Origin of the sequence: Bordetella petrii, assembly GCF_017356245.1 — a bacterium.
Lineage (GTDB): Bacteria > Pseudomonadota > Gammaproteobacteria > Burkholderiales > Burkholderiaceae_B > Bordetella_A > Bordetella_A petrii_D.
In genome coordinates, this window is the sequence record NZ_JAFMZZ010000001.1 from 2,826,306 (window position 1) to 2,852,471 (window position 26,166).

Below are 26,166 nucleotides of genomic sequence, written 5' to 3' on the forward strand. Positions count from 1 at the left end.
GTCCATGCTGCCGACCGGAGGCCTGGGAAGATGCCGGCCGGCGGTCGTACGCTACAGCTCGTTGTGGCTTACCCCTTGCGCATGATCCACGCCAGCAGCAGCATCGATGCCGCAAAGCTGATCCACACCGTGGGCGGATCATCCAGCGTGAACCAGTCCATCATCTTTTCGCCCAGCCCCACGTAGGCCAGGTTGACCCAGGCCGCGGCCATCAGGCCGATGAACAGCCGGTCGCCGCGCGTGGTGGCAATGGGCAGGAAGCCCTTGCGCAGCCGCGTGGGCGATTTCAGTTCCCACACCGTCATGCCCGCCAGCATCAGCACGATGCAGATGAAGAACACCGCCACCGGCGTCGTCCATACCATCCACTGGAACATGGCCAGCCCCCCTATACCCGGCCCATCGCGAAGCCTTTCGCGATGTAATGCCGCACGAACCAGATGACAATGCCGCCGGGCACGATGGTCAGCACGCCCGCCGCAGCCAGCACGCCCCAGTCCATGCCCGAGGCCGATACCGTGCGGGTCATGGTGGCCACGATGGGCTTGGCGTTCACCGAAGTCAGCGTGCGCGCCAGCAGCAGCTCGACCCAGCTGAACATGAAGCAGAAGAAAGCCGCCACGCCCACGCCCGACTTGATCAGCGGCAGGAAAATCGTCAGGAAAAACCGCGGGAACGAATAACCGTCTACATAGGCGGTTTCATCGATCTCGCGCGGCACACCCGACATGAAGCCTTCCAGTATCCAGACCGCCAGCGGCACGTTGAACACCAGGTGAGCCAGCGCCACCGCCAGGTGCGTGTCCATCAGCCCCAGCGAGCTGTACAGCTGGAAGAACGGCAGCAGGAACACGGCGGGCGGCGTCATGCGGTTGGTCAGCAGCCAGAAGAACACGTGCCGGTCGCCGATGAAGCGGTAGCGCGAGAACGCGTAGGCGGCCGGCAGCGCCACGGCCAGCGACACCACCGTGTTGATGGCCACGTAGATCAGCGAATTGATGTAGCCCGAATACCAGGCCGGGTCGGTGAAAATGGTGCGGTAGTGCTCCAGCGTGAAATGGCTGGGCCACAGCGTCAGCGTGCTGACGATCTCGGTATTGGTCTTGAACGACATGTTCAGCATCCAGTACAGCGGCAGGATGGCGAACAGCAGGTACAGCGCCAGGAAGGCCGCGCGCCAGGCCGAGCCCCGCTTATCCATGAGCGTTCTCCTCGGCGGCGGTGCCGGCCCGCAGCATCCAGTTGTACAAGATGAAGCACAGCAGCAGGATGATCAGGAAATACACGATCGAGAACGCCGCCGCCGGGCCCAGGTCGAACTGCCCCACGGCCTTCTGCGTCAGGTATTGCGACAGGAAGGTGGTGGCGTTGCCGGGCCCGCCGCCAGTCAGCACGAAGGGCTCGGTGTAGATCATGAAGCTGTCCATGAAGCGCAGCAGCACGGCGATCATCAGCACGCCGCGCAGCTTGGGCAGCTGTATGTAGCGGAACACCGCCAGGCGCGACGCGCCGTCGATGCGCGCGGCCTGGTAGTAGGCCTCGGGAATGGCGCGCAGGCCCGCATAGCACAGCAGCGCCACCAAAGGCGTCCAGTGCCAGACATCCATGGCCAGCACCGTCAGCCAGGCGTCCAGCGAATCGCCGGTGTAGTGGTAGTCGACCCCCAGCCAGGTCAGCGCCGCGCCCATCAGGCCGATGTCGGTGCGCCCGAACACCTGCCAAATGGTGCCCACCACGTTCCAGGGGATCAGCAGCGACAGCGCGATCACCACCAGCACCGCCGAGGCGCGCCAGCCCGAGGCGGGCATGCACAGCGCCAGCAGGATGCCCAGCGGAATCTCGATGGCCAGCACCGCCAGCGAAAAGCCGATCTGGCGCAGCAGCGCCCCGTGCAGTTCTTCGTCCTGCAGCACCATGGCATACCACTCGGTGCCCACGAACACCCGCCGGTCGGGCGAGATGATGTCCTGCACCGAATAATTCACGATGGTCATCAGCGGCAAAATGGCCGAGAACGCCACGCAGATCACCACCGGCAGCACCAGCAGCCAGGCGCGTTGGTTGATGGGCTTCATGAAATGCGCTCCTCGTTGCGGTAGAAGCAGGTGTGGGGATTCAGCAGCGGCAGCCACACCGTGTCGCCCTCGGCGGCCGCGCTGCCCGGGCGCGCGCGGGCCCGCAGCGTGGCGCCCTCGAAATCGCCGGTCAGCAGCAGGTAGGTGCCCAGGTCCTGCACGCGCGAAATGCGCACCGGCACGGCCCCCTGCGCACCCGCCGTGCAGGGCTGCAGGTATTCGGGCCGCACGCCCAGGCGCACCTCGCCGGCTTCGGCCAGGGCTCCGGCCGTGCCGGCGGGCAGGCCCGACAGGCGGCGCGTGCCCACCGCCAGCGCGCCGTCGCGCCACTGCGCGGGCAGGAAGTTCATGCCCGGCGAGCCGATGAAATGCCCCACGAAGGTATGCGCGGGCCGTTCGAACAGGTCGTCGGGCGTGCCGATCTGCACGGCCTTGCCGCGCGACATCACCACCACCTGTTCGGCGAACGTCAGGGCCTCGGTCTGGTCGTGCGTCACGTAGATGAGCGTCAGGCCGAGTTCTTGGTGGATTTCCTTGAGCTTGCGCCGCAGCTGCCATTTCAGGTGCGGATCGATCACCGTCAGCGGCTCGTCGAACAGCACGGCGGACACATCGCTGCGCACCAGGCCGCGGCCCAGCGAGATCTTCTGCTTGGCGTCGGCGGACAGCCCGCTGGCGCGCCGGTCCAGCTGCGCCGACATGTCCAGCATCTCGGCGATGCGGCCCACCCGCTCGCGGATGTGCGCCGGCGCCATGCCGCGGTTGCGCAGCGGGAACGCCAGGTTCTGCGCCACCGTCATGGTGTCGTACACCACCGGGAACTGGAACACCTGGGCGATGTTGCGCTGCTGCGGCGTCAGGCCGGTGACGTCGCGCCCGTCGAACAGGATGCGGCCCTGCGACGGCCTGAGCAGGCCCGAGATGCAGTTCAGCAGCGTCGTCTTGCCGCAGCCGGACGGCCCCAGCAGCGCATACGCGCCGCCGTCGCGGAAGGTGAAGCGCAGCGGCAGCAGCGCGTAATCGTCGTCGGATTGCGGATCGCTGGCGTACGAATGGGCCAGGTCCAGTTCAATGGCCGCCATCAGGCTGCTCCAGCGGCGCTGCCGGCGGCCAGCAGGCGGCCGCCGGCGTCGAAGGCATACAGGCTGGCCGGCTCGAAATACAGGGTCAACGGGTCCTCCAGTTCGTAGCGGTGCACGCCGGGCAATTGCGCCACCACGGGGCCGGCCGCCGTCATGGCGTGCACATAGGTGTCCGACCCGGAAATCTCGGCCAGCTTGACCTTGCCGGGCAGCGCCACGCGGCCGCTGGCCGGCGCCACGTGGAACGCGCCGGCCCGCAGACCGGCCGTGATCTGCGCCGCGCCGCCGTCATCCGGCAGCGGGCGCGACGCCGTCACCCCGCCCGGCAGCGCGATGCCGTCGGGCCCGCGGCGCGCGGCGAACAGGTTCATGGGCGGGTCGCTGAACGCCTGCGCCACGCGCAGCGAGGCAGGCTGGTGGAACACCTGCGCCGCCGGCCCGTACTGCAGCAGTTCGCCGGCGTCCATGACCGCGGTATAGCCGCCCAGCAGCAGCGCCTCGGCCGGCTCGGTGGTGGCATAGACCACCGTCGAGCCGCCGTCGGCGAACAGCCCCGCCAGCTCGTCGCGCAGCTCTTCGCGCAGCTTGTAGTCCAGGTTGACCAGGGGCTCGTCCAGCAGCACCAGCGGCGCCTCTTTGGCCAGCGCGCGCGCCAGCGCCACGCGCTGCTGCTGCCCGCCGGACAGCTCGGCCGGATGGCGCTTGAGCAGGTGGTCGATGTGCAGGCGCGCGGCCATGGCCTGCACACGGGCGGCGATATCGGCGGCGCCGCGCAGCTTCAGGGGCGAAGCAATGTTGTCGTACACCGTCATCGACGGGTAGTTGATGAACTGCTGGTACACCATCGCCACGTTGCGGCGCCGTACCGGCACGCCCGTGACGTCGGCGCCGTCGACCAGCACGCGGCCTTCGGTGGGGCGGTCCAGGCCCGCCATGATGCGCATCAGCGAAGTCTTGCCTGCCTGCGTGGCGCCCAGCAGCACCGTCATGGCGCCGGGCGCCGGGGCCAGGCTCATGGGGTACAGGTGGGTCTGAGACCCGGCCTGCAGGGCGATCTGGTCCAGCGTCAACTGCATCGTTCTCCTCCAGATGGGCGGATGCGCTTCGCTTTCGTTGTTTTTTTGCTTTTTTGCGTTTTACCCAACAAGCGAAAGAAAAACAATCTTGCAGCGCGTCATTATTTTTCGCTTTTGTTGTTTTATGATGCGAATATGACACTGAATCCTCGACAAAGCGCCCTGGTCGAAATGGTCCGATCCCAGGGGTCGGCCACCATCGAAGCCCTGGCCCGCCACTTCGACGTCACGCTGCAAACCGTGCGGCGCGACGTCAACCTGCTGGCCGAAGCCGGGCTGCTGTCGCGCTTTCACGGCGGCGTGCGCATCGAAGCGTCCACCATCGAGAACATCGCCTACCGCAAGCGCCAGGGGCTGCATGCCGAGGCCAAGCAGCGCATCGCGCAGGCCGTGGCGCAGGCCGTGCCCGACGGCTGTTCGCTGATCCTGAACATCGGCACCACCACCGAGGCCATCGCGCGCGCCCTGCTGCGCCATCGCGGCCTGCGTGTCATTACCAACAACCTGCATGTGGCCGACATTTTGTCCGACAACCCCGATTGCGAAGTCATTGTGGCCGGCGGCGTGGTGCGCCCGCGCGACCGCGGCATCGTGGGCGAGGCCACCGTCGATTTCATTCGCCAGTTCAAGGTCGACATCGGCCTGATCGGCATTTCCGGCATCGAGGCCGACGGCACGCTGCGCGACTACGATTTCCGCGAAGTGCGCGTGGCGCGCAGCATCATCGAGCAATCCCGCGAGGTCTGGCTGGCCGCCGACAGCAGCAAGTTCCAGCGCCAGGCCATGGTCGAACTGGCACACATCTCGCAAATCGACCGCTTCTTCACCGACGCGTATCCGCAAGAACCCCTGGCGCAAGTCCTGCAAGAGTCCGGCGTGCGCTGCGAGATCGCGGCGGCCGCCGCCGAGCCCGGCGCGGCAGCGCCCGCCGACGACTCGCGCAGCCTTGCCTGATCCCGCCCCGCATCCCGCCACACGCCCCTCTACATGAATCCCACCCCTGCATCCCTGCCCGCGCCCAGCCGCGCCGCCCTGCTCGACACGCTGAACGACAGCGCCGCCTGGGACGTCATCGTGATCGGCGGCGGCGCCACCGGCCTGGGCACCGCGGTGGACGCCGCCGCGCGCGGCTACCGCACGCTGCTGGTCGAGGCCGCCGACTTCGCCAAGGGCACGTCCAGCAAGGCCACCAAGCTGGTGCACGGCGGCGTGCGCTACCTGGCCCAGGGCAATATCGCGCTGGTGCGCGAAGCCCTGCACGAACGCGGCCTGCTCAACCGCAACGCGCCGCACCTGGTCTGGCCGCTGGGCTTCGTGGTGCCCGCCTACGGCCTGTTCGACCAGCCCTTCTACGGCATCGGGCTGAAGATGTACGACATGCTGGCCGGCAAGCTCAACCTGTCGCCCAGCCGCTGGCTGTCGCGCGCCGAAACGCTGGCCCAGGCCGCCACGGTGGCGCCGTCGGTGGCCGGCCGCGGCCTGCGCGGCGGCGTGCTGTACTACGACGGCCAGTTCGACGACGCGCGGCTGGCCATGGCCCTGATGCGCACCTTGTTCGACCTGGGCGGCACCGCGGTCAACTACGTGCGCGCCAGCGGCCTGACCGGCGACGACAAGGGCGCCATCGACGGCGTGCGGGTGCAGGACGCGCTGGGCGGCGGCGAATACACGCTGCGCGCGCGCTGCGTCGTCAACGCCACGGGCGTATGGGTCGACAGCGTGCGCCGCATGGACGACGCGCAGGCGCAGACCATGGTGGCGCCCAGCCAGGGCGTGCACCTGATGCTGCCGCGCGATTTCCTGCCGGGCGACAAGGCCATTCTCATTCCCAAGACCGACGACGGCCGCGTGCTGTTCGTGGTGCCCTGGAACGGCCACACCCTGGTCGGCACCACCGACACGCCGCGCAGCGACCTGCCGCTGGACCCGCCGGCCACCCAGGCCGAAGTCGATTTCATTCTGCAGACCGCCGCGCGCTATCTCAGCCACAAGCCCACCCGCGCCGACGTCACCAGCGTCTGGGCCGGGCTGCGCCCGCTGGTCAAGGCCACCGGCGAGACCAAGACCCTGTCGCGCGAGCACACCATTGTGGTGTCGCGCGCCGGGCTGGTCACCGTCACGGGCGGCAAATGGACCACCTACCGGAAAATGGCCCAGGACGTGGTCGACACCGCCATCCAGCACCAGTTGCTGCCGCAGGCGCGCTGCCGCACCGCCGACCTGCCGCTGCATGGCGCGGGCGCCGCCGTGCCGGACGCCCCGCCGCGCGGCACGCCCGACAGCTACTACGGCACCGACCTGCCGGCGTTGCGCGCCCTGCCCGGCATCGGGCACATGCTGGTCAAGGCCAGCGGCCTGACCGAGGCCCACGTGCGCTTCGCCGCCCGCCACGAGCTGGCGCGCAGCGCCGAAGACGTGCTGGCACGGCGCAACCGGGCCCTGTTCCTGGACAGCCAGGCCGCCCTGCTGGCCGCGCCCGAAGTGGCCCGCATCCTGGCCGAAGAGCTGGGCCACGACGCCGACTGGCAGCGCGCCACCGTCGAAGACTTCACGCGCACCGCCGCGCATTACCGGCTGGATTAAGCCTTCCGAAGCGTCGGCTTGCAAGGCCTCCGGGTGTCTGGCTCCGCAGGTGCCGGGCACCGTGCCGATCATGCGCCTGTGGATATTGCGCTTTGGGGTTTGGGGGGTTGCGTTCTAACCCCGTCCCACGCCGTCCGGGCGAGCGGTGTCGGCGCACGTGCGTCGGGCTCGGGCGCATACAGGCGCCCTCGGCCTGCTGCGCAGGCTGCCCCGCCGCCCAACGCGCCGACACCGCTCGCCCGGACGCCGCGGGACTGCGACTGTGAGTTCGAACCGCCGCATGGCACGTGCGAAGCCTGATACCTGGCAATCAAATTCCTTCGTTCGGCCTCTTTTAATTAATTAAACAATTAATTAAACTGCCGGCATGCCTACCTCCGTACCAAAGCCGGCCCGCAGGCTCGGCCGCCCCGCCCGCCCGCAGCGCGCCGACAGCCGCGATGCGATGCTGGATGTCGCCACCGCGCTGTTCGCCTCGCAGGGTGTCGCCGCCACCACCATCGCGCATATTGCGCGGCGCGCCGACGTGACGCCGGCCATGGTGCACTACTACTTCAAGAACCGCGAACAGCTCATCGACGTGGTGGTGGCCGAGCGCCTGTCGCCGGTCATTGCCTTCGTCTGGGCCCCGGCGGCCCTGCCCCCGGCCGACACCGCCGGCGCGCCGCCGCCCGGGCCGCGCGCCATGGTGGCGCAGATCGTGGCGCGCATCGTGCAGTGCGCCGCCGAACGCCCCTGGCTGGCGCCGCTGTGGATGCGCGAAGTGGTCAATGAAGGCGGCCAGCTGCGCGAAAAAGTCTTTCGTTATCTGCCCGTCGACCACTTGCACGCCTTCGCCGCCGCGGTCGCGGCGGCCCAGCGCCAGGGCGCCGTGAACCCCGGCATCGAGCCGCGCCTGGTGTTCCTGTCGATCCTGGGCATGACGCTGCTGCCCCTGGCCACCGCGGCGCTGTGGCAGCGCATCTGGGCCCCGCAGGGCGGCACGGCCGGGCTGGATGCCGACGCCATTGCCGCCCACGCCACCGCCATGCTCACCGGCGGGCTGTTCCCGCCTGAATCCCGCGCGCGGCGCCCCGCCGCGCGCCGTTCCCCTGCCCGGCAAGGACGCTGACCCATGCCTGCCCGCCGCCATCCGCCCGCGTTGCCCCGCCTTCCCATCTGGTGCCGCCTGGCGCTGGGCTGCCTGCCCTTGTGGCTGGCGGCCTGCGGCAACGATGCCGCGCCGTTCTACCAGGGCTACGTCGAAGGCGAATTCGTCTACATGGCCGCGTCGCAGGCCGGGCGGCTGCAAACCCTGCACGTCGCGCGCGGGCAGCAGGTAGAGGCCGGCGCGCCCCTGTTCGCCCTCGAGGCCGACCCCGAAGCCGAGGCGCAGCGCGAGGCCCGCGCGCGCCTGGCCGCCGCCCAGGCGCAGCGGCAGGACCTGGCCACCGGCCAGCGCCCGCCCGAAGTGGACGTGGTGCGCGCCCAGCTGGCGCAGGCCGAGGCCGAGGCCCGGCGCGCCGCCGCGCAGCTGGCGCGCGACCGGGTGCAGTTCCGCGCCGGCGGCATTGCGCGCGCCCAGCTCGACGACAGCCGCGCGCAGGCGCAATCCAGCGCCGCCCGCGTGCGCGAACTGCGCGCCCAACTGCAGGTAGCCGCGCTGCCGGGCCGCGAGCAGCAGCTGCGCGCCCAGGATGCCCAGGTCGACGCCGCGCGCGCCGCCCTGGCGCAGGCCGACTGGGCGCTGGCGCAAAAGCAGGTGGCGGCGGCCCAGGCCGCGCGGGTGTTCGACACGCTGTTCCGGGTGGGTGAATGGGTGCCGGCCGGCAGCCCGGTGGTGCGGCTGCTGCCGCCCGGCAACATCAAGCTGCGCTTTTTCGTGCCCGAAACCGCGCTGGGCGGGCTGCGCACGGGCCAGCCGGTGCAGGTGCGCTGCGATGCCTGCGGCGAGCCCATCCCGGCCTCGATCAGCTACATCGCCACCGAGGCCGAATACACGCCGCCGGTGATCTACAGCCGCGACAGCCGCGGCAAGCTGGTCTACATGGTCGAGGCGCACCCGGCCCCGCGCGACGCGGAGCGCCTGCACCCCGGCCAGCCCGTCGAGGTCACGCTGCCATGAAGCGGCCCGACGCCGGCGACCGGGTCATCGACGTGCACGGCCTGAACAAGCACTTCGGCGACAAGCACGTGGTCAACGATGTGTCGCTGCAAGTGGGGCGCGGCGAGATCTACGGTTTCCTGGGCCCCAACGGCAGCGGCAAGACCACCTGCATCCGGCTCATGTGCGGCCTGCTGACGCCCGACTCGGGCAGCGGCACCTGCCTGGGCTACGACATCCTGACCCAGAGCGCCGACATCAAGCGCCATGTGGGCTACATGACGCAGAAATTCTCGTACTGGGAAGACCTGACCATCCGCGAGAACCTCGACTTCGTGGCGCGCATGTACGAAATGCCCGACCGCCGCCAGGCCGTGGAGCAGGCGCTGGAAGGCCTGGGCCTGCAAAGCCGCGCCAACCAGCTCACCGGATCCCTGTCGGGCGGCTGGAAACAGAGGCTGGCGCTGGCCGCCTGCCTGCTGCACGAGCCCCAGCTGTTGCTGCTCGACGAGCCCACCGCGGGCGTGGACCCGACCGCGCGGCGCGATTTCTGGGAAGAGCTGCACGCCCTGGCCGCGCGCGGCATTTCGGTGCTGGTCAGCACCCACTACATGGACGAGGCCGAGCGCTGCCACAAGCTGGCCTACCTGGCCTACGGCCGCCTGCTGACGCAGGGCACCGCCGAAAGCGTCACCGCCGAGCAGGGGCTGGCCACCTGGGCCATCCATGGCCGCGACCTGGTGCCGCTGGGCCAGCGCCTGCGCGGCAGCCCCGGCGTGGACCAGACCGTGGCCTTCGGCTCGTCGCTGCACGTCAGCGGCAAAGACCATGCGCTGCTCGAACGCACCCTGCGCCAGGCAGTGGCCGGCAATGACCTGAAACTGGAGCCGGTCGACACCAGCCTGGAAGACGTGTTCATCTACCTGATGAACCATTCCACCGACAACTGGAGCCGCGCATGACAGCCCGTGAGCGGCGCTTTTCCTGGACGCGCTGGTGGAGCATGGTGCTCAAGGAATTCCTGCAGCTGCGCCGCGACCGCATCACCTTCGGCATGATCGTCGGCATTCCCATCATGCAGCTGGCCCTGTTCGGCTATGCCATCAACACCGATCCCAAGCAGATGCCCACCGCGGTGATCGTGTCCGACCACAGCGAATTCACGCGCACCTTCGTATCGGCCATGAAGGCGTCCGACTATTTCCACATCGTCGAAGAGCTGCCCAGCGAAGAAGCCGGCCGCGCCGCGCTGGCCCAGGGCCGCGTGCTGTTCGTGCTGAACATCCCGCCCGGCTTTACCCGCAGCCTGCTGCGCGGCGAGCGGCCCACGCTGCTGATCGAGGCCGACGCCACCGACCCCATGGCCACCGGCATGGCGGTGGGCGCGGCCACGCAGCTCAGCCAGGCCGTGGCGCGCAAAGACCTGACCGGCCCGCTGGCGCACCTGGCCGGCGGCCAGCCGCCGTTCGAGGTGCGCGTGCACCGCCTGTACAACGAAGAGCAGATTGCCCAGTACAACACCGTGCCGGGGCTGATGGGCGTGATCCTGAGCATGACGCTGGTCATGATGACGGGGCTGGCGATGACGCGCGAACGCGAGCGCGGCACCATGGAAAACCTGCTGGCCACGCCGGTGCGCCCGCTGGAAGTCATGACCGGCAAGATCGTGCCCTACATCGCCATCGGGCTGATCCAGGCCACCATCATCCTGCTGGCGGCGCTGTACGTGTTCCATGTGCCATTGATGGGCAGCCTGTTGGCCGTGTACCTGGCCGCGCTGCTGTTCGTGGCGGCCAACCTCACGGTCGGCATCACGCTGTCGTCGCTGGCGCAGAACCAGTTGCAGGCCATGCAGCTGACCATGTTCTATTTCCTGCCCAACATCCTGCTGTCGGGCTTCATGTTTCCGTTCCAGGGCATGCCCGTCTGGGCGCAGTACATCGGCAACCTGCTGCCGCTGACGTATTTCAACCGCCTGATCCGCGGCATCCTGCTCAAGGGCAACGGCTGGGCCGACCTGTGGCCGCATGTCTGGCCGCTGCTGCTGTTCACCGCCCTGATCATGGCGCTGGCCGTAAAGTTCTATCGCCGCACGCTGGACTGAACCCATGAAGCCCATTCCTGCTTCCTCGCCACGCGCCCGCGGCCCCCTCGCCGCCTGGGCCGTGCTGCTGGCGCTGTCCGGCTGCGCCGTGGGGCCCGATTTCGAACCGCCCGCCGCGCCCGCGGCCGACCGCTACACCGCAGCCCCCACGCCCGCCGCCACCACGGGCAGCGCCCGGGCGCCGGCGCAGCGCCTGCATGCCGGCATGGATATCCCGGCGCAATGGTGGACGCTGTTCCGCTCTCCCGAACTCGACCAGCTGGTGCGCGAAGCGCTGGCGCACAGCCCCACGCTGGCACAGGCCCGCGCGCGCCTGCGCCAGGCGCAGGAAGAATTCAGCGCCGAATCCGGCGTGCGCACCCTGCCCTCGGTGGATGCCAACCTGTCCGGCGCGCGCCAGAAGGTCGACCCCTCGGCCTACGGCGTGCCCGTCGTGCAGCAGCCGGCGCCCTTCACGCTGTACAACGCGTCGATCGACGTGTCGTACACGCTGGACCTGTTCGGCGGCGAACGGCGCGCGCTGGAAGGCCTGCGCGCGCAAGTCGATTACCAGCGGCACGAACTGCAGGCGGCCCGCATGACGCTGGCCGCCAACGTGGTCACGGCGGCCATCCGGCAGGCCGGGCTGCGGGCCCGCCTGGAAGCGACACAGGCACAGCTTGACGCGCAGGCCCGCCAATTGGCCATCATGCGCCAGCGCCGGCAGGCCGGCGGCGTGGCGGACCTGGATGTGCGCAGGCAGGAATCGCTGCTGGCGCAGACGCGCGCCGCGCTGCCGGCGCTCGAACAGGACATCGAACGCACCCGGCATCAATTGGCGGCGTACCTGGGCCGCCTGCCGGCCCAGGCCGACTGGCCGGAGCTGCCGCTGCGGGCGCTGCAGTTGCCGCTGGACGTGCCGCTGGGCGTGCCTTCGCAACTGACCCGCCAGCGCCCCGATATCCTGGCCGCCGAAGCCCTGTGGCATCGCGCCGCGGCCGACGTCGGCGTGGCCACCGCCAACCTCTACCCGCGCTTCACGCTGACCGGCAGTTTCGGCTCGCAGCGCACCCGGGCCGGCGACGTCGCCGACGGCGTCAATGTCTGGAGCCTGGCGCTGGGCCTGACCCAGCCGCTGTTCCATGGCGGCGAACTGCGGGCGCGCCGGCGCGCCGCCGAAGCCGCCTACCAGGGCGCCGCGGCGGCCTATCGCGACACGGTGCTGCAGGGCTTCCGGCAAGTGGCCGACGCGCTGCGCGCCGTGCAGGCCGATGCCGACACCCTGCGGGCGCGCGCCGAAGCCGAGCAGCAGGCCGAGGCCGCGTATCGCATCACAGTCCGGCAATACCAGGCCGGCGGGGTCAGCCAGCTGGCCCTGCTCGACGCGCAGCGCGAACAGCTGCGCACCCGCGCCGAGCGCATCCAGGCCCAGGCCGACCGCCATGCCGACACGGCCGCGCTGCTGCAGGCGCTGGGCGGCGGCTGGTGGAACGAGCCGGAAGGCGTATCATCCCTGCATCCGCCGCCATCCCCGCCCGCTTGTCATGGATGTCTTCCTGCAACTGCAAGCCCTGCTGACTGACCATCAGGTTCCCTACCGCCTGCTGCGGCACGAGCCCGCCGGCAAATCCGAAGAAGTGGCCGCCATCCGCGGCACCGCCGTCAGCCAGGGCGCGAAGGCGCTGGTGTGCCGCGTGAAAATCACCTCGAACCAGCGCATGCATGTGCTGGCCGTGTTTCCGGCCGACAAGCAGGCCGACCTGGCCGCCATCGCGCTGGCCGCCGGCGGCAAGAAGGCTTCGCTGGCCTCGCACGACCAGGCGCGCGAACTGACCGGCTGCGAGATCGGCGCGATTCCGCCGTTCACCTTCAACCCCGACCTGGCGCTGCTGGTCGACCCCACCCTGCGCGACCGGCACGACGAAATCGTCTTCAACGCCGGCCGGCTCGACGCCTCGATCGTGATGCGCACCGACGATTACTTCCGCCTGGCCCGGCCCCGGCAGGCCTCTTTCGTGCACGCCTGAGCGGAACGCGCCATGTGTCTTGCCGTGCTTGCCCTGCATAGTGTTGCCGGTGTCCCGGTGCTGATGGCCGCCAACCGCGACGAGTTCCACGCCCGCCCCACCCAGGCGGCCGCGGCCTGGCCGGGCCGGCCCGCCATTTATGCCGGCCGCGACTTGCGCGCCGGCGGCACCTGGATGGGCGTGGACGAGCGCGGCCGCTTCGCGGTCGTTACCAATTTCCGCGACCCTTTGCATATTCTGGCCGACGCGCCCTCGCGCGGCGCGCTGACCGAAGACTACCTGCGCGGCACGCTGTCGCCGGCCGACTATGCCGCGGCCGTGCACCAGCGCGGCGCGCGCTACAACGGCTTCAACCTGATCGTGGGCGACGCCGCCACGGCCTGGTATGTCAGCAACCGCGACGGCGCGCCGCGCGCCTTGCCGCCGGGCATTTATGCGGTGTCCAACCATCTGCTCGACACGCCCTGGCCCAAGCTGGCGCGCACCAAGGCGGCCTTCGAGCAAGTACTGCGCCAGGCGCCGCAGCCCGACCTGCCGGCGCTGTACGCCACGCTGTTCGACCGCACGCCCGCCGACGACGCCAGCCTGCCCGACACCGGCATCGGGCTGGCGCGCGAACGGCTGCTCAGCAGCCCGTTCATCATCAGCCCCGACTACGGCACGCGCGGATCCACCGTGCTGGCCCTGCACGCCGACGGGCGCGGCGAATTGCACGAACGCCGCTACGGGCCCGACGGCGCGCCCGCCGGCGATAGCGACCTGGCCTTTCAATGGCACGGCTGAATGAAGCCCCACACCAGGCGTCAGGCTCCGCTGGAGCCTGACACCGCATGGCTGAAATAGCCGTGGCACACAACGGTGTCAGGCACCTGCGGAGCCTGACACCTGCACCTTGGACAAGCCTGCCCGCGGCGCGCGCGCCCTGATACCTGCCGACACACCCGCTTCCATCCTGAGCGGGACGAACTTCGCCGGCGCAATATGATCTAAGTACTTCTGTCCCGCGCATCCGGGACACCGCCGCGCCCGGCCGCGGCCAAGCGCCGGGCTTGCAGGAGTACGCCCATGAACAAGCGCCACGAACGTTCCCGCATGGCCGCCATGCTGGCGGCCGGCAGCCTGGTCCTGGCCACCGGCGCGGTTGCCGCGCAAACACCCGCCGCACTGCCGGCCGTGCAGCAGCAGGGCCAGGTGCAATACCTGACAGGCGGCTTCGGCCACGACGAGTCCGAAGCCATGAAAGCCGCCAGCAGCAGCTACCCCCTGGCCCTGACCTTCGCCTCGAAACAGGGCGGCGCCTACCTGGCCGACGTGCAGGTCACCATCACCGACGCGCAAGGCAAGACCGTGCTCGACACGACCTCCGACGGCCCGTACCTGCTGGTGAAACTGCCGGCCGGCCGCTACAAGGTCTCGGCCCGCTTCAACGGCAACGAGCAGACCCGCCACGTATCGATATCCGCGCACGGCACGGTGCGCCAGACCTTCACCTGGAACGCCTGACGGTTCGCGGCTCAGGCCGCCGCGAACAGAATGGCGATGTTCAGCGCCAGCGCGGCGGCCCATACCAGCGAGCGCAGCGTGCCCAGCCCGGCGATGTACAGGCCGGCATAGGCCAGGCGCAACGCCAGCCACGCGCCGGCCAGCCACGCCAGGTGCGCCGCGGCGGCGCCGTTGTGCAGCGCCAGCAGCACCGCGGCATAGAAAAACGGCAGGGCCTCGAAAGCGTTGGCCTGCGCCGCGTCGGCGCGCGCCCGCCATCCGTGCTGGCCGGCCAGCCAGGCGCGCGGCGCGTTGTTGTCGAATGCGCGGCCGCCCGCCTTGGCAACCAGCGCGGTCAGGGGCGGCAGCAACGCCGCCGCCAGCATCAGGCAAGTCAGTGTGGTCATGAATCGCCTCGGTTCCAGAACGCGACATCACTGACTGTAAACCGGCCCGTCGCGGCGCGGGCGTTTTGGCGTTACGCTGGCGCTCCGCCGTCGTATTGCCGCCACCATGCCGCTAGCCGCCCTGTTTCCCTGGATCGCCCTGTGTGTTGCCGCCGCCCTGTTATGGCCGCCCGCCACCCGCCCCTATGCCCTGATACCGCTGGGCGTGGGCTATGCCTGGGCGCTGGGCCAGGGCGCGCTGGAGCCGGTGGCGCTGCTGTGGCTGGCGCTGCTGGCGGCCGCGGGCTGGGCGGTGCGCGCGCCCGGGCCGCCGTGGCGCATTGCCGCGGGGCACCTGCTGTTCGTGATGCTGGCCGTGGGGCTGGGCCTGCACCTGCTGCCGGGTTTCCATAACGCACAGGCCATCGCGGCGGCCCGCTACACTGCCGATGCCGCGCCGTTCAGCATGTACCTGAACCTGGACAAGCCGCTGGTGGCGTTCTGGGTGGTGCTGGCGCTGGCGCCGCCCATGGCCGGCGCGGGTGCGGCCGCCACGCTGCGCGCCACAGTGGCTGCCTGCGCGGCCGCCGCCGTGGCTTGCCTGGGAATCGCCCTGGCCGCCGGACTGGTGGGCTGGGCGCCCAAGTGGCCGGCCCAGGGCTGGCTGTGGCTGGCCAATAACGCCTTGCTGGTCACGCTGGCCGAAGAAGCGCTGTTCCGCGGCTACATACAGCAGCAATTGACAGCCCGCTGGGGCCGCCGGCGCGGCGGCGCGGCCCTGGCCATCGCGGCGGCCGCCCTGCTGTTCGGGCTGGCCCATTTCGCGGGCGGCCTGCACTGGGTGGCGCTGGCCGGCCTGGCCGGCGCGGCCTATGGCGTGGCGTATCGATATGGCGGCCTGGCCGCGGCAGTGCTGGCCCACCTGGGCCTGAACACGCTGCATTTCGCCTGGTTCACCTATCCGATGCGCGCCGCGGCGGGCTAGCCGGGGCCCGTTTCCGCGGTAAAAACCGGGGCAGGCCTAGGGCTTGAGGCTGTCGGCCCATTCGCGCGCCAGGTCGCGCCGCGCGCCGCGGTTGGCCAGCGCCGTCACCAGCATGGCGATGCAGGCCCCGGTGGCGGCCAGGGCCATGTCTTTCTGGGCATCCCAGATATCGCCCTGCATGCCCAGATAGGCGGCGCCCAGCTCGCCGCCGAACAGCGACGCGGCGCCCCATTCGATCAGTTCGTACAGCGCCGAGGTGGACAGCGCCACGTCCAGCGGCAGCAGATAGCCCCAGAAGCCGCGCACTTCGACCACGCGCAGGAAGATTTCGCGTATCGGATAGGCAAACAGCAGGCCGTACGAAAAATGCACCAGCCGGTCGAAGTGGTTGCGCTGCCAGCCCAGCGCCTCGTTCAGGCCGTGGCCGGTCAGGGCGCGCCACCAGTCGTCGTACGGCACGTTGGAATAGGTGTAGTGGGCGCCCACCGCGTGCAGGCACAGGAACAGGAATATCAGCGTATACGACACCCGCGAAAACGCGAACCAGCGCCGCGTCACCACCAGCACCGCGCCGAACAGCAGCACCAGCGCATTCTCCAGCAGCCAGTCGGACCGGTCGAACGGGCGGATGGCCAGCGCCACCCACAGCACGGCGTACAGCGCGGCCAGCAGGCCCAGGTAAGTGTGGCGTGCGGAAGGTTTTTTCATGGGTCAGTCGTCGGTGATCCTGCCGCGCAGGCGCTTGACCTCGCCGTGCAGCACCTTGCGCTGCACGCGGCGGCGCTGCGAGGCGCGGGTGGGACGCGTGGGGCGGCGCGGGGTGACCGGCCGGGCCGCCTCGCGCACCATCCCGGCCAGCCGTTCCAGCGCCTCGGCGCGGTTTTTTTCCTGGCTGCGAAACGCCTGCGCCTTGATCACGATGACACCGTCTTTGGACACCCGGCGGTCGGACAGCGCGCACAGCGCCTCTTTGATGTGCGCAGGCAGGCTGGAGGCGCGCACATCGAAGCGCAGGTGGACGGCGCTGGATACCTTGTTGACGTTCTGGCCGCCGGCGCCCTGGGCGCGGATCATGCCGAACTCGATATCGCGCTCGTCCAGGTACAGATCTTCTTGGACGTAATACATAGGCCGCCAGTCTACGCCAGCCGGCCCGTCGCCGCGACCGGCGCCATGCCGGTAAAATGGCGGTTTGGACAGGGCCGGCCGCCAGGCCGCGGCCATTGCATGACTTATTCCACCAAAGAAATCTTCAAGACGCTGCAGGGCGAAGGCGCCCAGGCCGGCCGCGCGGCCGTGTTCTGCCGGTTTGCCGGCTGCAACCTGTGGTCGGGCCGCGAAGCCGACCGCGTCGGCGCCGCCTGCACGTTCTGCGACACCGACTTCGTCGGCACCGACGGCCCGGGCGGCGGCAAGTTCGCCACCGCGGCGCTGCTGGCCGATGCCATTGCGGCGGCCTGGGGCTCCGGCACGCAAGGCCGCTATGTCGTGTTCACCGGTGGCGAACCGCTGCTGCAGCTGGACGCGGCGCTGCTGCAGGCCGTGCACGGCCACGGCTTCACCGTGGCCATCGAAACCAACGGCACCCTGCCCGCGCCGGACGGCATCGACTGGATCTGCGTCAGCCCCAAGGGCAGCACGCGGGTGGTCATCGAGCGCGGCCACGAGCTCAAGCTGGTCTACCCGCAGGCCGAGGCCCGGCCCGAAGCCTACGCCCACCTGGACTTCCAGCATTTCTTCCTGCAGCCCATGGACGGCCCGGCGCGCGCCGCCCATACCGAACAGGCCGTTCAATACTGCCTGCGGCACCCGCAATGGCGGCTCAGCCTGCAAACCCACAAATACATAGGCATTCCATGACTACCCCCCGCGCCGCGCGAGGCCGCCGATGATCTCGGTGACCCGCAGGCTGGAATTCGATGCCGGCCATCGCATTCCCGACCACCGCAGCCAGTGCCGCAACCTGCATGGCCACCGCTACGTGCTCGAAGTCACGCTGGCGGGCGACATCGTCGACGCGCCGGGCGCGTCCGACAACGGCATGCTGATGGACTTCTCCGAAATCAAGGCCATCGCCAAGCGGCATATCGTCGACCCCTGGGACCACGCCTTCCTGGTTTTTCGCGACGACACCGCCGTGCGCGGTTTCCTGGATACGCTGCCGGGCCACAAGACCGTGGTGCTCGACTGCATTCCCACGGCCGAGAACCTGGCCCGCGTCATATTCGCCACGCTGGCGCCGCACTACCACGGGCATTACGGCGCACAGCTGCGCCTGGCGCGCGTGCGGCTGTACGAAACCCCCAACTGCTGGGCCGACTGCAGCGGCTGACCCCGGCGCGGCCCTACAGGCCGTTTTCGCGCGTGGCCATCAGGTAGTTCTCGGCGGCGCCATCGTTCACGCTGGCCCACAGCAGCTGGTCGGACCGGAATGCGCGCCACGACGCCAGCACCTTGGCAAAACCCGGGTCCTTGGCGGCGTAATCGTCCAGCACGTCGCGGGTGGCGCGCTGCATGGCGTGCATGACCTCGGGCGGCCAGGCCTTCAACTTGACGCCCTGCCCCACCAGCCGCTTCAGGGCCGGAATATTGTTGGCGTCGTACTTGGCAAGCAGGTCGTCGGCCGCGCAGGCGCTGGCCGCGCGCAGCGCTTCCTGATAGCGCGGCGGCAGCCTGGCCCAGCTGTCGCGGTTGATGGCCAGGCACAGGCTGGCGCCCAGTTCCAGCACGCCCGGCCCATAGTAGTAGCGCGCCACCTTGGCGAAGCCCAGCTTCTCGTCGTCGTACGGCCCGACGAACTCCACCGCGTCCAGCGACCCCTTTTCCAGCGCCGGATAAATATCGCTGCCGGCCACCTGCTGCGGAATCGCGCCGAGCTTTTCGTACACCATGCTAAGCAGCCCCGGCGTGCGGATGCGCAGGCCCTTCAGGTCGTCGGGGCTGTTGATTTCCTTGCGGAACCAGCCGCCCATCTGCGCGCCGGTATTGCCGCACGGGATCGCCAGCGCATTGAAGCGGGCGTAGGCCTCGTCGACCAGCGCCTGGCCGCCGCCATGCAGCAGCCAGGCCATGTGCTGGCGCGGCGTCAGGCCGAACGGCACGCCCGTGTCGAACACCAGCGCCGGCTCTTTGCCCAGGTAGTAGAAGCCGGCGGTGTGGCCGCATTCGGTGGTGCCGTTCTGCACTGCATCCAGCACCTGCAGCGGCGGCACCAGCTCGCCGGCCGAAAACGGCCGGATGCTGAATTTGCCATCGGTCAGCGCGGCCACTTTCGCGGTAAGAAACTCGGCCGCGCCCCACACGGTATCGAGCGAGCGCGGAAAGCTGCTGGGCATGCGCCAATTGACGGTGGGCGCCTCTTGCGCCACGGCGGGCGCGGCCAGCGCGGCGCCGCCGGCGCCGGCCAGGGTCAGGAATCGACGACGTTGCATGGCACGGCTCCTTATTCGATGCAGTCGGGCGCCTCGCGCAGGACGCGGCGGGCGAAATAGGCAAACGTCAGCGCCAGGATCTTCGGCTTGACCAGGAAATCGTGCGACTCGCGCGCCAGCTCGGCGGGCACCGGCTTGACCGGCCCGATGGCGCGGGCGCGCAGCTGCAGGGCGGCCACCTGCTCCAGCCAGATCGCCATGACCGTGGCCTCTTCGATCGACTTGCCGGCCGTCAGCATGCCGTGGTTGGCCAGCAGGATGGCGCGCTTGCCGCCCAGCGCCGCCGAGATGATTTCGCCCTCGTCGTCGCCGATGGGCAGGCCCGGCCATTCAGGCAGATAGGCGCAGTCGTCGAAAAACGGCGTGGCGTCCATGTGCGCCACCACCAGCGGCTCGCCCACCATCGACAGCGCCGATACCGCCGGCGGGTGCGTGTGCACGATGCACTGCACCTCGGGCCGGTGCCGGTACACCCAGGCATGGAAGCGGTTGGCCGGATTGGGCAGCGACTTGCCGTCCAGCGGGTTGATGTCTTCGTCGATCAGGATCAGCTCGCTGGCGCGCGCCTCGTCGGCGCCCATGCCGAACGGCAGAGTCAGGATCGAGCCCGGCGCCTCGCCGCGCGCGGTGATCTGGCCGGCCAGGCCGCCATGCCAGTGGCCTTGCGCGGCCAGCATGCGGCAGGCCAGCGCCATTTTCTGGGCAGGCGTCCAGGCCGCCTGCGGCGCCGCGCGCTCTTCGATCTCGCGATCGACACGGCGGCGCAGGGCGTCCTTGTCCTGGGAAGTGTAGTTCGACATCTTGATCATCCTGGTAATGGCAAAACGGTATTTTTTATGTTGCCTTATAGGCAACTTGTTGCCCAAAGTACAAATAATTGCCCAAACACTCAACGCGGGGAAACCCGCAGACGGGCGCTGCCGCGGCCAGCCAAAAGTGGCATCATGCTGCCTTCGCTGTCTTGATTGCCGCCCGCCCCATGCCGCCGAAACGCCTGCCGCCGCCCGCTCCCGCCGCCCCCGATGCCCAGCAGGTGGGGCTGCGGATGCGGGCCACGCGGCGCCGCCGCAAGCTGACGCTGGCGCAGCTGTCGGCCCTGACCGGCCTGGACAAGGGCTTCCTGTCGCGCCTGGAGCGAGGCGAAAAATTCGCCTCGGTGGGCTCTCTGCACACGGTGGCGGTAGCCCTGGACACCACGCTGTCGGCGCTGCTGGGCGAAACCGATCCGCAAGATGAAATCCACATCGTGCGCGCCAACGAGCGGCACCGCATGGCCTCTTCCGCCACCGACCCGGGCGAGCACGCCTACGAGGCCATCACCATGGGCGGCACCGGCAGCGGCCTGTCGGTCATGGTGGTGCAAGTGGGCACCCATGGCGAACGCACCGTCGCCCACCACGGCGGCGACGAGCTGATCTTCGTGCTGGAAGGCCGCGTGCGCGTGCATTTCGGCGAACACACCGTGCTGCTGGAACGCGACGACAGCGTGCGCTTTCCCGGCTACCTGCCGCACAGCCTGCGGGCCGAGGGCCGCAAGACGGCCCGCGCCCTGATCATCATCGCCAGTGATTGATCCCCCCGGAAGCGGGAGGCACTTCAGGCACCCTGAATTTCATTGCAGGCCGACCTAGTTGCCGACCTTGCTGCACAGGATCCGGCAGCGGTTCGCATGCATCGATCGCCGTCCCGCGCCGTCCGGTCGGGCTAGCACGCGAACCGCGCAATGGCCTCGCCATATTGATAGGATGCTAATAAATAGCATACAATACAACTCATGAAATCCCCTTCCGACTCCCGCCTCATGGCCGCCACGGCCAGCCTGATGGTGCTGTCGCGCGCCTACCGCGGCGCCGCCGATGCCGCCCTGTCCGAATACGGCCTTTCGCAGGCCACGGCATGGCCCGTGATCATCGCCGGCCGCCTGGGCGACGGCGTGCGCCAGGGCGCCCTGGCCGAGGCGCTGGGCGTCGAAGGCCCTTCCCTGGTGCGCGTGCTCGACCACCTGGTGTCGGCCGGCCTGATGGAACGCCGCGAAGACCCGAACGACCGCCGCGCCCGCACCCTGCACCTGACGCCCGACGGCCAGGCCCTGCGCGAGCGCGTCGAATGCGTGCTGGCCGCCCTGCGCCGCCGGCTGTTCAAGAACGTCAGCGACACCGACCTGGAAGCCTGCCTGCGCGTCTTCGACACGCTCAAGACCACCCTGGGCCGGCAATCGGCCTCGGCCACCGAAGAAGACCGGCCATGAAGCTGCCCAACAGCGATGAGCTGATCTTCTCGGTCAAGTGCTACGTGGGCGCCATAGCGGCGCTTTATCTTTCGTACACCATGGGCCTGTCGCGCCCGTTCTGGGCCATGACCACCGCCTACGTGGTGTCGCAGCCCTGGGCGGGCGCGGTGCGTTCGAAGGCGGTGTTCCGCCTGGGCGGCACGTTCTTCGGCAGCGCCGTGATGGTGTACCTGGTGCCGCGGCTGTCCAATGCGCCCGTGCTGATGATCCTGGCCATGGTGACCTGGGTCGGCCTGTGCCTGTATATCGCGGTGCTGGACCGCACGCCGCGCTCGTACCTGTTCATGCTGGCGGGCTACACCGCCGCCATGATCGGTTTCCCCAGCGTCACCGATCCCGCCACCGTGTTCGACACGGCGCTGGCGCGGGTCGAGGAAATCAGCCTGGGCATCGTGTGCGCCACGCTGGCTCACAGCCTGGTGCTGCCGCGCGGCATCGCCGGGCCGCTGATGGCCCGGCTGGACGCCACGGTGCGCGATGCGCGCAACTGGATCCGCGAAACCCTGATCCAGCGCGACGCCGCGCAGCACGGCAAAGAACGCCGGGCGCTGGCCGAAGACATCACGCTGCTGCGCATGCTGTCGACCCACGTGCCGTTCGACACCGGCAACATCCGCTGGACCGCCGGCGCCGTGCGCGCCATGCAAGACCAGATTGCCGCCCTGACACCGCTGGTGTCGGCAGTGGACGACCGCCTGCGCGCCCTGCAGGAAGGCGGCCACGCCCTGCCCGAACCGGTGGCGCGGGTGCTGGACGACATCGCCGCCTGGATCGACGCCGGGCCGCAAGCCGACCGCGCCAGCGCGGCCACGCTGCGCGCCGCGCTGGCGCAGCTGGCGCCCGATATCGGCCCGGCCGCCAGCTGGCGCGACGCGCTGCTGGCCAGCCTGGTGGCGCGCCTGCGCGAGCTGGTCGAGGCTTATGCCCGCTGCCTGGCGCTGCGCCACGACATCCGCGCCGGCCTGGCCGGCGCGCCGCGCCAGGGCGCGCGCGCGGCCCGCCTGGGCGCCGGCTCGATCCTGCACCACGACCACGGCCTGGCCCTGCTGTCGGCCCTGGCGGCCGCGCTGGCCATATCGGTGTGCTGCGTTTTCTGGATCGGCACGGCCTGGAGCAACGGCGCCACCGCCGCCATGATGGCGGCCATTTTCAGCTGCTTCTTCGCCGCGCAGGACAACCCCGTGCCCGGCATCATGCAGTTCCTGCTGTACACCATTTATTCGATTCCGCTGTCGGCGCTGTACCTGCTGGGCATCATGCCCGCCATCCATTCGTTCGAGATGCTGGCGCTGTCGATCCTGCCGGTGGCGCTGGCGCTGGGCGCGCTGATCCCGCGGCCGGCCTATACCCTCAGGGCCATGGCGCTGCTGTTCGGCTTCCTGGGCACGCTGGCGCTGCACGACACCCACACCGCCGACCTGGTGTCGTTCATCGACACCATGGCCGCGCAGATCATCGGCGTGGCCACGGCCGCGCTCATCGCGGCGATCTTCCGCACCATCAGCGCCGAGCAGAGCGCGCGCCGCATCCAGGCGGCCAACTGGAAAGAATTGGCCGCGCTGGCCAGCGCCGGCCGCGCGCCGTCGCGCTCGGCCTATACGCTGCGCATGCTCGACCGCATCGGCCTGCTGCAGCCGCGCCTGGCGCTGGCCAGGCGGGCCGACGACCAGTTGGCCGCCGACGCGCTGAAAGACCTGCGCGTGGGCAACGACATCGCCGAACTGCAGCGCGCGCGGCGCGTGCTGCCGGCCGCCGAACCCGCCATCCGGCCCGTGCTGGGCGGGCTGGCGGGGTTTTTCCGGCAGCGCCTGGCGGGCGGCGGCCGCGGCGCCGCCGACTTTCCCGCCCTGCTGGCCGACATCGACCGCGCGCTGGCGCGCGTCACGGCCACGCCGGGCGCCCTGGCCGCGCGCGACCGCGCCGTGGTGGCGCTGGTGGGCATCCGCCGCGCCCTGTTTCCGCAAGCCCCCGACTACCGGTCCGACGTCCTGCCGCCGGCGCACGCATCATGATTGGCGAATTCAATTTCTACGGCATTTATTTCCCCTGGCTGCTGGTGCTGGGGCTGGCCACGCTGGGCGTGGCCTGGGCCGCGCGGCGCCTGCTGGCGCGCGCGGGTTTCTATCGGCTGGTGTGGCATCCGGCGCTGTTCGATGCCGCGCTCTACGTCGTATTGCTGTACGGCGTTTACCTGATTTCACCTTACGTACTGAAGTAGCACCATGAATATCCTCAACACGCTGCGCCGCCCCATCGTGGGCAAGTTTCTCGTGACGGCGCTGACCGTCTGCGCGGCGGTCTATGCCGGCTGGCAACTGTGGACGCACTACGAAGTCGAGCCCTGGACGCGCGATGGCCGCGTCAAGGCCTATGTCGTGCAGGTCGCGCCCGATGTGTCGGGCCTGGTAACCGCCGTGCCCGTGCACGACAACCAGGACGTCAAGGCGGGCGACGTCTTGTTCGAAATCGACCGCGCCCGCTTCCAGCTGGCCTATGACCAGGCACAGGCCGCGGTACGCGCGCAGCAAGTGGCGCGCGACCAGGCCGCGCGCGATGCGCGCCGCAACCGCTCGCTGGGCAAGCTGGTATCGGCCGAGGCGCTGGAGCAAAGCCAGGCGCGCCTGCAGCAGGCCGAAGCCGCGCTGGCCGAGGCCCAGGTGCAGCGCGAAACCGCCAAGCTGAACCTGGCGCGCAGCCGCGTGGTGGCGCCCACCGACGGGCGGGTCACCAACCTGGACCTGCGCGTGGGTTCTTACGCCACCGCGGCGCACGGCGTCATGGCGCTGGTCGACGCCGGCTCGTTCTATGTGGAAGGCTATTTCGAAGAAACCAAGCTGGTGCACATCCATGAAGGCGATGCGGTCCTGGTCACCCTGATGGGCGACTCGCGCCAGATCCGCGGCCACGTGCAGAGCATCGCCATGGGCATTGCCGACCGCGACCGCAGCACCGGCGCCAACCTGCTGCCCAACGTCAATCCCACTTTCAACTGGGTGCGGCTGGCGCAGCGCATCCCCGTGCGCGTGCAGATCGACGAAGTGCCCAAGGGGGTGCGGCTGGTGGCCGGCCAGACCGCCACGGTGGAGGTCAACGCATCATGAACATCCGCCCCCTGTGCGTACTGCCGCTGGCCCTGGCGCTGGCCGGCTGCGCCGCCGTCGGCCCCGACTACCAGGTGCCCGCCAGCGCCGCCGTCAACCGGCCCACCGCCTCGGCTGATTTCCTGCAGGCCCGCGAAACGGCGTTCCGGCAGGATGCCGTACCCGGAACCTGGTGGCGGCTGTACCAGGACCCCGCGCTGGATGCCTTGATCGGCCAGGCGCTGCGGGCCAATACCGACCTTCGCATCGCCGCGGCCAACCTGCAGCGGGCCCAGGCCGCCACGCGCGAGGCGCGCGGGCAGCAGCAGCCCACGCTGGGCGTGAATGCCGCGCCGGCGTTCGGGCATGTCTCGGGCGTGCAGGCCGGCGCCCCCGATGTGCGGCCGCCCGACAGCTGGTCGTATTCCGGCGGCATCAGCGTGGCCTACCAGGTAGACCTGTTCGGCCAGATCCGCCGCGCCATCGAGGCCGCGTCCGGCGACGAGCAGGCGGCCCAGGCCGCCTACGATGCCGCGCGCGTAACCGTGGCGGCCGAGACGGCGCACGCCTATGCCGACATCTGCGCGGCCGGCATGCAGCTGGCCTCGGCCCGGCATTCGGTCCAGGTGCAGCGCGATTCGCTCGATGCCGTGCAGCGCCTGCAGCAGGCCGGCCGCGGCACCACGCTGGATGTCACGCGCGCGCGCAGCCAGCTCGAACAGCTGCAGGCCGACCTGCCGCCGTTCCAGGCCAGCCAGCGCACCGCCCTGTATCGCCTGGCCGCGCTTACCGGCCATACCCCCGCCGAAATGCCCGCCACGCTGCTCGACTGCGCCCGGCCGCCGCGCCTGGCGCAGCCCATCCCGGTGGGCGATGGCGCGGCGCTGCTGCGCCGCCGGCCCGACATCCGCCAGGCCGAACGCGCGCTGGCCGCCGCCACCGCCCGCATCGGCGTGGCCACGGCCGAGCTGTACCCCACTATTACGCTGGGCCTATCCGGCGGTTCGGCCGGCCCCGCCGCCATCGTGGGCGAGCGCGGCACGTTCAGCTGGAGCATCGGCCCGCTGATTTCCTGGACCCTGCCCAACACGGGCGCGGCCCAGGCGCGCATCGCCCAGGCCCGCGCGGGCGCCGGCGCGGCGCTGGCGCGCTTTGACGCCACGGTGCTGGGCGCCTTGCGTGAAACCGAGAGCGCGCTGGTCACGTATGCGCGCCAGCTCGACCGCGAGGCCGCGCTGCAGGCGGCTCGCGACCAGAGCGCACTGGCCGCCGGCCAGGCCCAGCAACTGTTCCAGGCCGGCAAGACCGACTACCTGACCGTGCTGGACGCACAGCGCACGCTGGCCGGCAACGAAAGCGCGCTGGCGGCCTCGCAGGCGGCGCTGAGCATCGACCAGATCGCCCTGTTCCTGGCGCTGGGCGGCGGCTGGCAAGACACGCCCGTCAGCACCGCCGATGCCGCGCACGCAGGCAACGCGGCGCCAGGCGCGCCTGGCGCGTGAA

29 protein-coding genes are annotated in these 26,166 nt (G+C 69.9%); 19 read left to right on the forward strand and 10 right to left on the reverse strand.

From position 1 onward, the window contains the following. Nucleotides 1–68: 68 nt before the first annotated feature. From J2P76_RS13610 to J2P76_RS13630, 5 genes are read right to left on the reverse strand one after another with little or no spacing between them, the layout of a single operon-like run. The gene (locus J2P76_RS13610) at nucleotides 69–377 is read right to left on the reverse strand and encodes a DUF2160 domain-containing protein (RefSeq protein ID WP_207408233.1); all 309 of its coding nucleotides are present in this window, start codon (nucleotides 375–377) and stop codon (nucleotides 69–71) included. Between the two features lie 11 nt (nucleotides 378–388). Further along, a complete protein-coding gene (locus tag J2P76_RS13615; protein ID WP_207408234.1) occupies nucleotides 389–1,201 on the reverse strand; it encodes a carbohydrate ABC transporter permease in 813 nt (270 codons plus the stop codon). Further along, nucleotides 1,194–2,075, reverse strand: a complete 882-nt coding sequence (locus J2P76_RS13620) for a carbohydrate ABC transporter permease (protein WP_207408235.1) — start codon at nucleotides 2,073–2,075, stop codon at nucleotides 1,194–1,196. The genes J2P76_RS13615 and J2P76_RS13620 overlap by 8 nt, the downstream gene beginning before the upstream one ends. Beyond that, nucleotides 2,072–3,157, reverse strand: a complete 1,086-nt coding sequence (locus J2P76_RS13625) for an ABC transporter ATP-binding protein (RefSeq protein ID WP_207408236.1) — start codon at nucleotides 3,155–3,157, stop codon at nucleotides 2,072–2,074. Before J2P76_RS13625 ends, J2P76_RS13620 begins: the two co-directional genes overlap by 4 nt. Then, nucleotides 3,157–4,233: an ABC transporter ATP-binding protein gene (locus tag J2P76_RS13630; protein WP_207408237.1), complete on the reverse strand. Its 1,077-nt coding sequence runs from the start codon at nucleotides 4,231–4,233 to the stop codon at nucleotides 3,157–3,159. The genes J2P76_RS13625 and J2P76_RS13630 overlap by 1 nt, the downstream gene beginning before the upstream one ends. Before the next feature lie 135 nt (nucleotides 4,234–4,368). Between J2P76_RS13630 and J2P76_RS13635 the strand changes: the two genes are divergently transcribed. The 10 genes from J2P76_RS13635 to J2P76_RS13680 all read left to right on the forward strand — a co-directional run bounded on the left by J2P76_RS13635 (nucleotide 4,369) and on the right by J2P76_RS13680 (nucleotide 14,512). After that, nucleotides 4,369–5,187 carry a DeoR/GlpR family DNA-binding transcription regulator gene (locus J2P76_RS13635; RefSeq protein ID WP_207408238.1) on the forward strand — a complete coding sequence of 273 codons (819 nt, stop codon included), beginning with the start codon at nucleotides 4,369–4,371 and terminating at the stop codon, nucleotides 5,185–5,187. A 33-nt stretch (nucleotides 5,188–5,220) separates the two neighbouring features. Next, a complete protein-coding gene (locus tag J2P76_RS13640; protein WP_207408239.1) occupies nucleotides 5,221–6,816 on the forward strand; it encodes a glycerol-3-phosphate dehydrogenase/oxidase in 1,596 nt (531 codons plus the stop codon). 367 nt (nucleotides 6,817–7,183) lie between these two features. Next, nucleotides 7,184–7,927, forward strand: coding sequence for a TetR/AcrR family transcriptional regulator (locus J2P76_RS13645; protein ID WP_207408240.1), 744 nt, complete (start codon nucleotides 7,184–7,186; stop codon nucleotides 7,925–7,927). 3 nt (nucleotides 7,928–7,930) lie between these two features. After that, entirely contained in the window at nucleotides 7,931–8,920 is a 990-nt protein-coding gene (locus tag J2P76_RS13650; RefSeq protein WP_207408241.1) for an HlyD family secretion protein, read from the forward strand. Continuing rightward, entirely contained in the window at nucleotides 8,917–9,861 is a 945-nt protein-coding gene (locus J2P76_RS13655; protein ID WP_207408242.1) for an ABC transporter ATP-binding protein, read from the forward strand. Before J2P76_RS13650 ends, J2P76_RS13655 begins: the two co-directional genes overlap by 4 nt. Beyond that, nucleotides 9,858–11,003 carry an ABC transporter permease gene (locus tag J2P76_RS13660; RefSeq protein WP_207408243.1) on the forward strand — a complete coding sequence of 382 codons (1,146 nt, stop codon included), beginning with the start codon at nucleotides 9,858–9,860 and terminating at the stop codon, nucleotides 11,001–11,003. The genes J2P76_RS13655 and J2P76_RS13660 overlap by 4 nt, the downstream gene beginning before the upstream one ends. A 4-nt stretch (nucleotides 11,004–11,007) precedes the next feature. Next, complete coding sequence (locus tag J2P76_RS13665; protein WP_207408244.1) at nucleotides 11,008–12,564, forward strand: efflux transporter outer membrane subunit; 1,557 nt, start codon at nucleotides 11,008–11,010, stop codon at nucleotides 12,562–12,564. Beyond that, the gene (locus J2P76_RS13670; protein ID WP_207408245.1) at nucleotides 12,527–13,009 is read left to right on the forward strand and encodes a YbaK/prolyl-tRNA synthetase associated domain-containing protein; all 483 of its coding nucleotides are present in this window, start codon (nucleotides 12,527–12,529) and stop codon (nucleotides 13,007–13,009) included. The genes J2P76_RS13665 and J2P76_RS13670 overlap by 38 nt, the downstream gene beginning before the upstream one ends. A 12-nt stretch (nucleotides 13,010–13,021) precedes the next feature. Next, nucleotides 13,022–13,792 (forward strand): NRDE family protein, encoded by a 771-nt coding sequence (locus J2P76_RS13675; protein WP_207408246.1) that lies wholly within the window; start codon nucleotides 13,022–13,024, stop codon nucleotides 13,790–13,792. A gap of 282 nt (nucleotides 13,793–14,074) precedes the next feature. Continuing rightward, on the forward strand, nucleotides 14,075–14,512 hold the full coding sequence (locus J2P76_RS13680) for a carboxypeptidase-like regulatory domain-containing protein (protein WP_207408247.1): 438 nt from the start codon (nucleotides 14,075–14,077) through the stop codon (nucleotides 14,510–14,512). 11 nt (nucleotides 14,513–14,523) lie between these two features. Here the strand turns inward: J2P76_RS13680 and J2P76_RS13685 are convergent, their stop codons facing one another. After that, entirely contained in the window at nucleotides 14,524–14,898 is a 375-nt protein-coding gene (locus J2P76_RS13685; protein ID WP_207408248.1) for an MAPEG family protein, read from the reverse strand. A 106-nt stretch (nucleotides 14,899–15,004) separates the two neighbouring features. On the opposite strand from J2P76_RS13685, the gene J2P76_RS13690 reads away from it, so the two are divergent. Beyond that, nucleotides 15,005–15,862 (forward strand): CPBP family glutamic-type intramembrane protease, encoded by an 858-nt coding sequence (locus J2P76_RS13690; RefSeq protein ID WP_207408249.1) that lies wholly within the window; start codon nucleotides 15,005–15,007, stop codon nucleotides 15,860–15,862. A gap of 36 nt (nucleotides 15,863–15,898) precedes the next feature. On the opposite strand, the gene J2P76_RS13695 is transcribed toward J2P76_RS13690, so the two are convergent. Together J2P76_RS13695 and arfB are read right to left on the reverse strand one after the other, a co-directional pair. Next, nucleotides 15,899–16,570: a DUF2238 domain-containing protein gene (locus J2P76_RS13695; protein ID WP_207408250.1), complete on the reverse strand. Its 672-nt coding sequence runs from the start codon at nucleotides 16,568–16,570 to the stop codon at nucleotides 15,899–15,901. Nucleotides 16,571–16,573: 3 nt separating this feature from the next. Then, nucleotides 16,574–16,990 carry an alternative ribosome rescue aminoacyl-tRNA hydrolase ArfB gene (gene arfB / locus J2P76_RS13700; protein WP_207408251.1) on the reverse strand — a complete coding sequence of 139 codons (417 nt, stop codon included), beginning with the start codon at nucleotides 16,988–16,990 and terminating at the stop codon, nucleotides 16,574–16,576. 99 nt (nucleotides 16,991–17,089) lie between these two features. On the opposite strand from arfB, the gene queE reads away from it, so the two are divergent. After that, nucleotides 17,090–17,722: a 7-carboxy-7-deazaguanine synthase gene (gene queE / locus J2P76_RS13705; RefSeq protein ID WP_207408252.1), complete on the forward strand. Its 633-nt coding sequence runs from the start codon at nucleotides 17,090–17,092 to the stop codon at nucleotides 17,720–17,722. 28 nt (nucleotides 17,723–17,750) lie between these two features. Beyond that, a complete protein-coding gene (gene queD, locus J2P76_RS13710) occupies nucleotides 17,751–18,194 on the forward strand; it encodes a 6-carboxytetrahydropterin synthase QueD (protein ID WP_207408253.1) in 444 nt (147 codons plus the stop codon). Between the two features lie 13 nt (nucleotides 18,195–18,207). On the opposite strand, the gene J2P76_RS13715 is transcribed toward queD, so the two are convergent. Both J2P76_RS13715 and J2P76_RS13720 read right to left on the reverse strand, forming a co-directional pair. Further along, a complete protein-coding gene (locus J2P76_RS13715; protein ID WP_207408254.1) occupies nucleotides 18,208–19,293 on the reverse strand; it encodes a TRAP transporter substrate-binding protein in 1,086 nt (361 codons plus the stop codon). A gap of 11 nt (nucleotides 19,294–19,304) precedes the next feature. Next, nucleotides 19,305–20,093, reverse strand: coding sequence for an aldolase (locus J2P76_RS13720; protein WP_207408255.1), 789 nt, complete (start codon nucleotides 20,091–20,093; stop codon nucleotides 19,305–19,307). 179 nt (nucleotides 20,094–20,272) lie between these two features. On the opposite strand from J2P76_RS13720, the gene J2P76_RS13725 reads away from it, so the two are divergent. The 6 genes from J2P76_RS13725 to J2P76_RS13750 all read left to right on the forward strand — a co-directional run bounded on the left by J2P76_RS13725 (nucleotide 20,273) and on the right by J2P76_RS13750 (nucleotide 26,165). Next, nucleotides 20,273–20,866 carry a helix-turn-helix domain-containing protein gene (locus J2P76_RS13725; RefSeq protein WP_207408256.1) on the forward strand — a complete coding sequence of 198 codons (594 nt, stop codon included), beginning with the start codon at nucleotides 20,273–20,275 and terminating at the stop codon, nucleotides 20,864–20,866. Between the two features lie 201 nt (nucleotides 20,867–21,067). Beyond that, nucleotides 21,068–21,541: a MarR family winged helix-turn-helix transcriptional regulator gene (locus tag J2P76_RS13730; RefSeq protein WP_207408257.1), complete on the forward strand. Its 474-nt coding sequence runs from the start codon at nucleotides 21,068–21,070 to the stop codon at nucleotides 21,539–21,541. Then, complete coding sequence (locus J2P76_RS13735) at nucleotides 21,538–23,595, forward strand: FUSC family protein (protein WP_207408258.1); 2,058 nt, start codon at nucleotides 21,538–21,540, stop codon at nucleotides 23,593–23,595. The genes J2P76_RS13730 and J2P76_RS13735 overlap by 4 nt, the downstream gene beginning before the upstream one ends. Next, on the forward strand, nucleotides 23,592–23,801 hold the full coding sequence (locus tag J2P76_RS13740) for a DUF1656 domain-containing protein (RefSeq protein WP_207408259.1): 210 nt from the start codon (nucleotides 23,592–23,594) through the stop codon (nucleotides 23,799–23,801). The genes J2P76_RS13735 and J2P76_RS13740 overlap by 4 nt, the downstream gene beginning before the upstream one ends. A 4-nt stretch (nucleotides 23,802–23,805) precedes the next feature. Next, nucleotides 23,806–24,684, forward strand: coding sequence for an efflux RND transporter periplasmic adaptor subunit (locus tag J2P76_RS13745; RefSeq protein WP_207408260.1), 879 nt, complete (start codon nucleotides 23,806–23,808; stop codon nucleotides 24,682–24,684). Beyond that, nucleotides 24,681–26,165, forward strand: coding sequence for an efflux transporter outer membrane subunit (locus J2P76_RS13750; protein WP_207408261.1), 1,485 nt, complete (start codon nucleotides 24,681–24,683; stop codon nucleotides 26,163–26,165). Before J2P76_RS13745 ends, J2P76_RS13750 begins: the two co-directional genes overlap by 4 nt. Nucleotide 26,166 lies beyond the last annotated feature (1 nt).

Coding starts and splice junctions, on each gene's coding strand:
- J2P76_RS13680 (WP_207408247.1), top strand. CDS start 14,075: ATGAACAAGCGCCACGAACGTTCCCGCATGGCCGCCATGCTGGCGGCC.
- J2P76_RS13715 (WP_207408254.1), bottom strand. CDS start 19,293: ATGCAACGTCGTCGATTCCTGACCCTGGCCGGCGCCGGCGGCGCCGCG.
- J2P76_RS13665 (WP_207408244.1), top strand. CDS start 11,008: ATGAAGCCCATTCCTGCTTCCTCGCCACGCGCCCGCGGCCCCCTCGCC.
- J2P76_RS13725 (WP_207408256.1), top strand. CDS start 20,273: ATGCCGCCGAAACGCCTGCCGCCGCCCGCTCCCGCCGCCCCCGATGCC.
- J2P76_RS13615 (WP_207408234.1), bottom strand. CDS start 1,201: ATGGATAAGCGGGGCTCGGCCTGGCGCGCGGCCTTCCTGGCGCTGTAC.
- J2P76_RS13660 (WP_207408243.1), top strand. CDS start 9,858: ATGACAGCCCGTGAGCGGCGCTTTTCCTGGACGCGCTGGTGGAGCATG.
- J2P76_RS13690 (WP_207408249.1), top strand. CDS start 15,005: ATGCCGCTAGCCGCCCTGTTTCCCTGGATCGCCCTGTGTGTTGCCGCC.
- J2P76_RS13735 (WP_207408258.1), top strand. CDS start 21,538: ATGAAGCTGCCCAACAGCGATGAGCTGATCTTCTCGGTCAAGTGCTAC.
- J2P76_RS13645 (WP_207408240.1), top strand. CDS start 7,184: ATGCCTACCTCCGTACCAAAGCCGGCCCGCAGGCTCGGCCGCCCCGCC.
- J2P76_RS13625 (WP_207408236.1), bottom strand. CDS start 3,157: ATGGCGGCCATTGAACTGGACCTGGCCCATTCGTACGCCAGCGATCCG.
- J2P76_RS13745 (WP_207408260.1), top strand. CDS start 23,806: ATGAATATCCTCAACACGCTGCGCCGCCCCATCGTGGGCAAGTTTCTC.
- J2P76_RS13650 (WP_207408241.1), top strand. CDS start 7,931: ATGCCTGCCCGCCGCCATCCGCCCGCGTTGCCCCGCCTTCCCATCTGG.
- J2P76_RS13670 (WP_207408245.1), top strand. CDS start 12,527: ATGGATGTCTTCCTGCAACTGCAAGCCCTGCTGACTGACCATCAGGTT.
- J2P76_RS13640 (WP_207408239.1), top strand. CDS start 5,221: ATGAATCCCACCCCTGCATCCCTGCCCGCGCCCAGCCGCGCCGCCCTG.
- J2P76_RS13720 (WP_207408255.1), bottom strand. CDS start 20,093: ATGTCGAACTACACTTCCCAGGACAAGGACGCCCTGCGCCGCCGTGTC.
- J2P76_RS13610 (WP_207408233.1), bottom strand. CDS start 377: ATGTTCCAGTGGATGGTATGGACGACGCCGGTGGCGGTGTTCTTCATC.
- J2P76_RS13740 (WP_207408259.1), top strand. CDS start 23,592: ATGATTGGCGAATTCAATTTCTACGGCATTTATTTCCCCTGGCTGCTG.
- J2P76_RS13635 (WP_207408238.1), top strand. CDS start 4,369: ATGACACTGAATCCTCGACAAAGCGCCCTGGTCGAAATGGTCCGATCC.
- J2P76_RS13750 (WP_207408261.1), top strand. CDS start 24,681: ATGAACATCCGCCCCCTGTGCGTACTGCCGCTGGCCCTGGCGCTGGCC.
- J2P76_RS13630 (WP_207408237.1), bottom strand. CDS start 4,233: ATGCAGTTGACGCTGGACCAGATCGCCCTGCAGGCCGGGTCTCAGACC.
- J2P76_RS13675 (WP_207408246.1), top strand. CDS start 13,022: ATGTGTCTTGCCGTGCTTGCCCTGCATAGTGTTGCCGGTGTCCCGGTG.
- J2P76_RS13655 (WP_207408242.1), top strand. CDS start 8,917: ATGAAGCGGCCCGACGCCGGCGACCGGGTCATCGACGTGCACGGCCTG.
- J2P76_RS13685 (WP_207408248.1), bottom strand. CDS start 14,898: ATGACCACACTGACTTGCCTGATGCTGGCGGCGGCGTTGCTGCCGCCC.
- J2P76_RS13730 (WP_207408257.1), top strand. CDS start 21,068: ATGAAATCCCCTTCCGACTCCCGCCTCATGGCCGCCACGGCCAGCCTG.
- arfB (WP_207408251.1), bottom strand. CDS start 16,990: ATGTATTACGTCCAAGAAGATCTGTACCTGGACGAGCGCGATATCGAG.
- J2P76_RS13620 (WP_207408235.1), bottom strand. CDS start 2,075: ATGAAGCCCATCAACCAACGCGCCTGGCTGCTGGTGCTGCCGGTGGTG.
- queE (WP_207408252.1), top strand. CDS start 17,090: ATGACTTATTCCACCAAAGAAATCTTCAAGACGCTGCAGGGCGAAGGC.
- queD (WP_207408253.1), top strand. CDS start 17,751: ATGATCTCGGTGACCCGCAGGCTGGAATTCGATGCCGGCCATCGCATT.
- J2P76_RS13695 (WP_207408250.1), bottom strand. CDS start 16,570: ATGAAAAAACCTTCCGCACGCCACACTTACCTGGGCCTGCTGGCCGCG.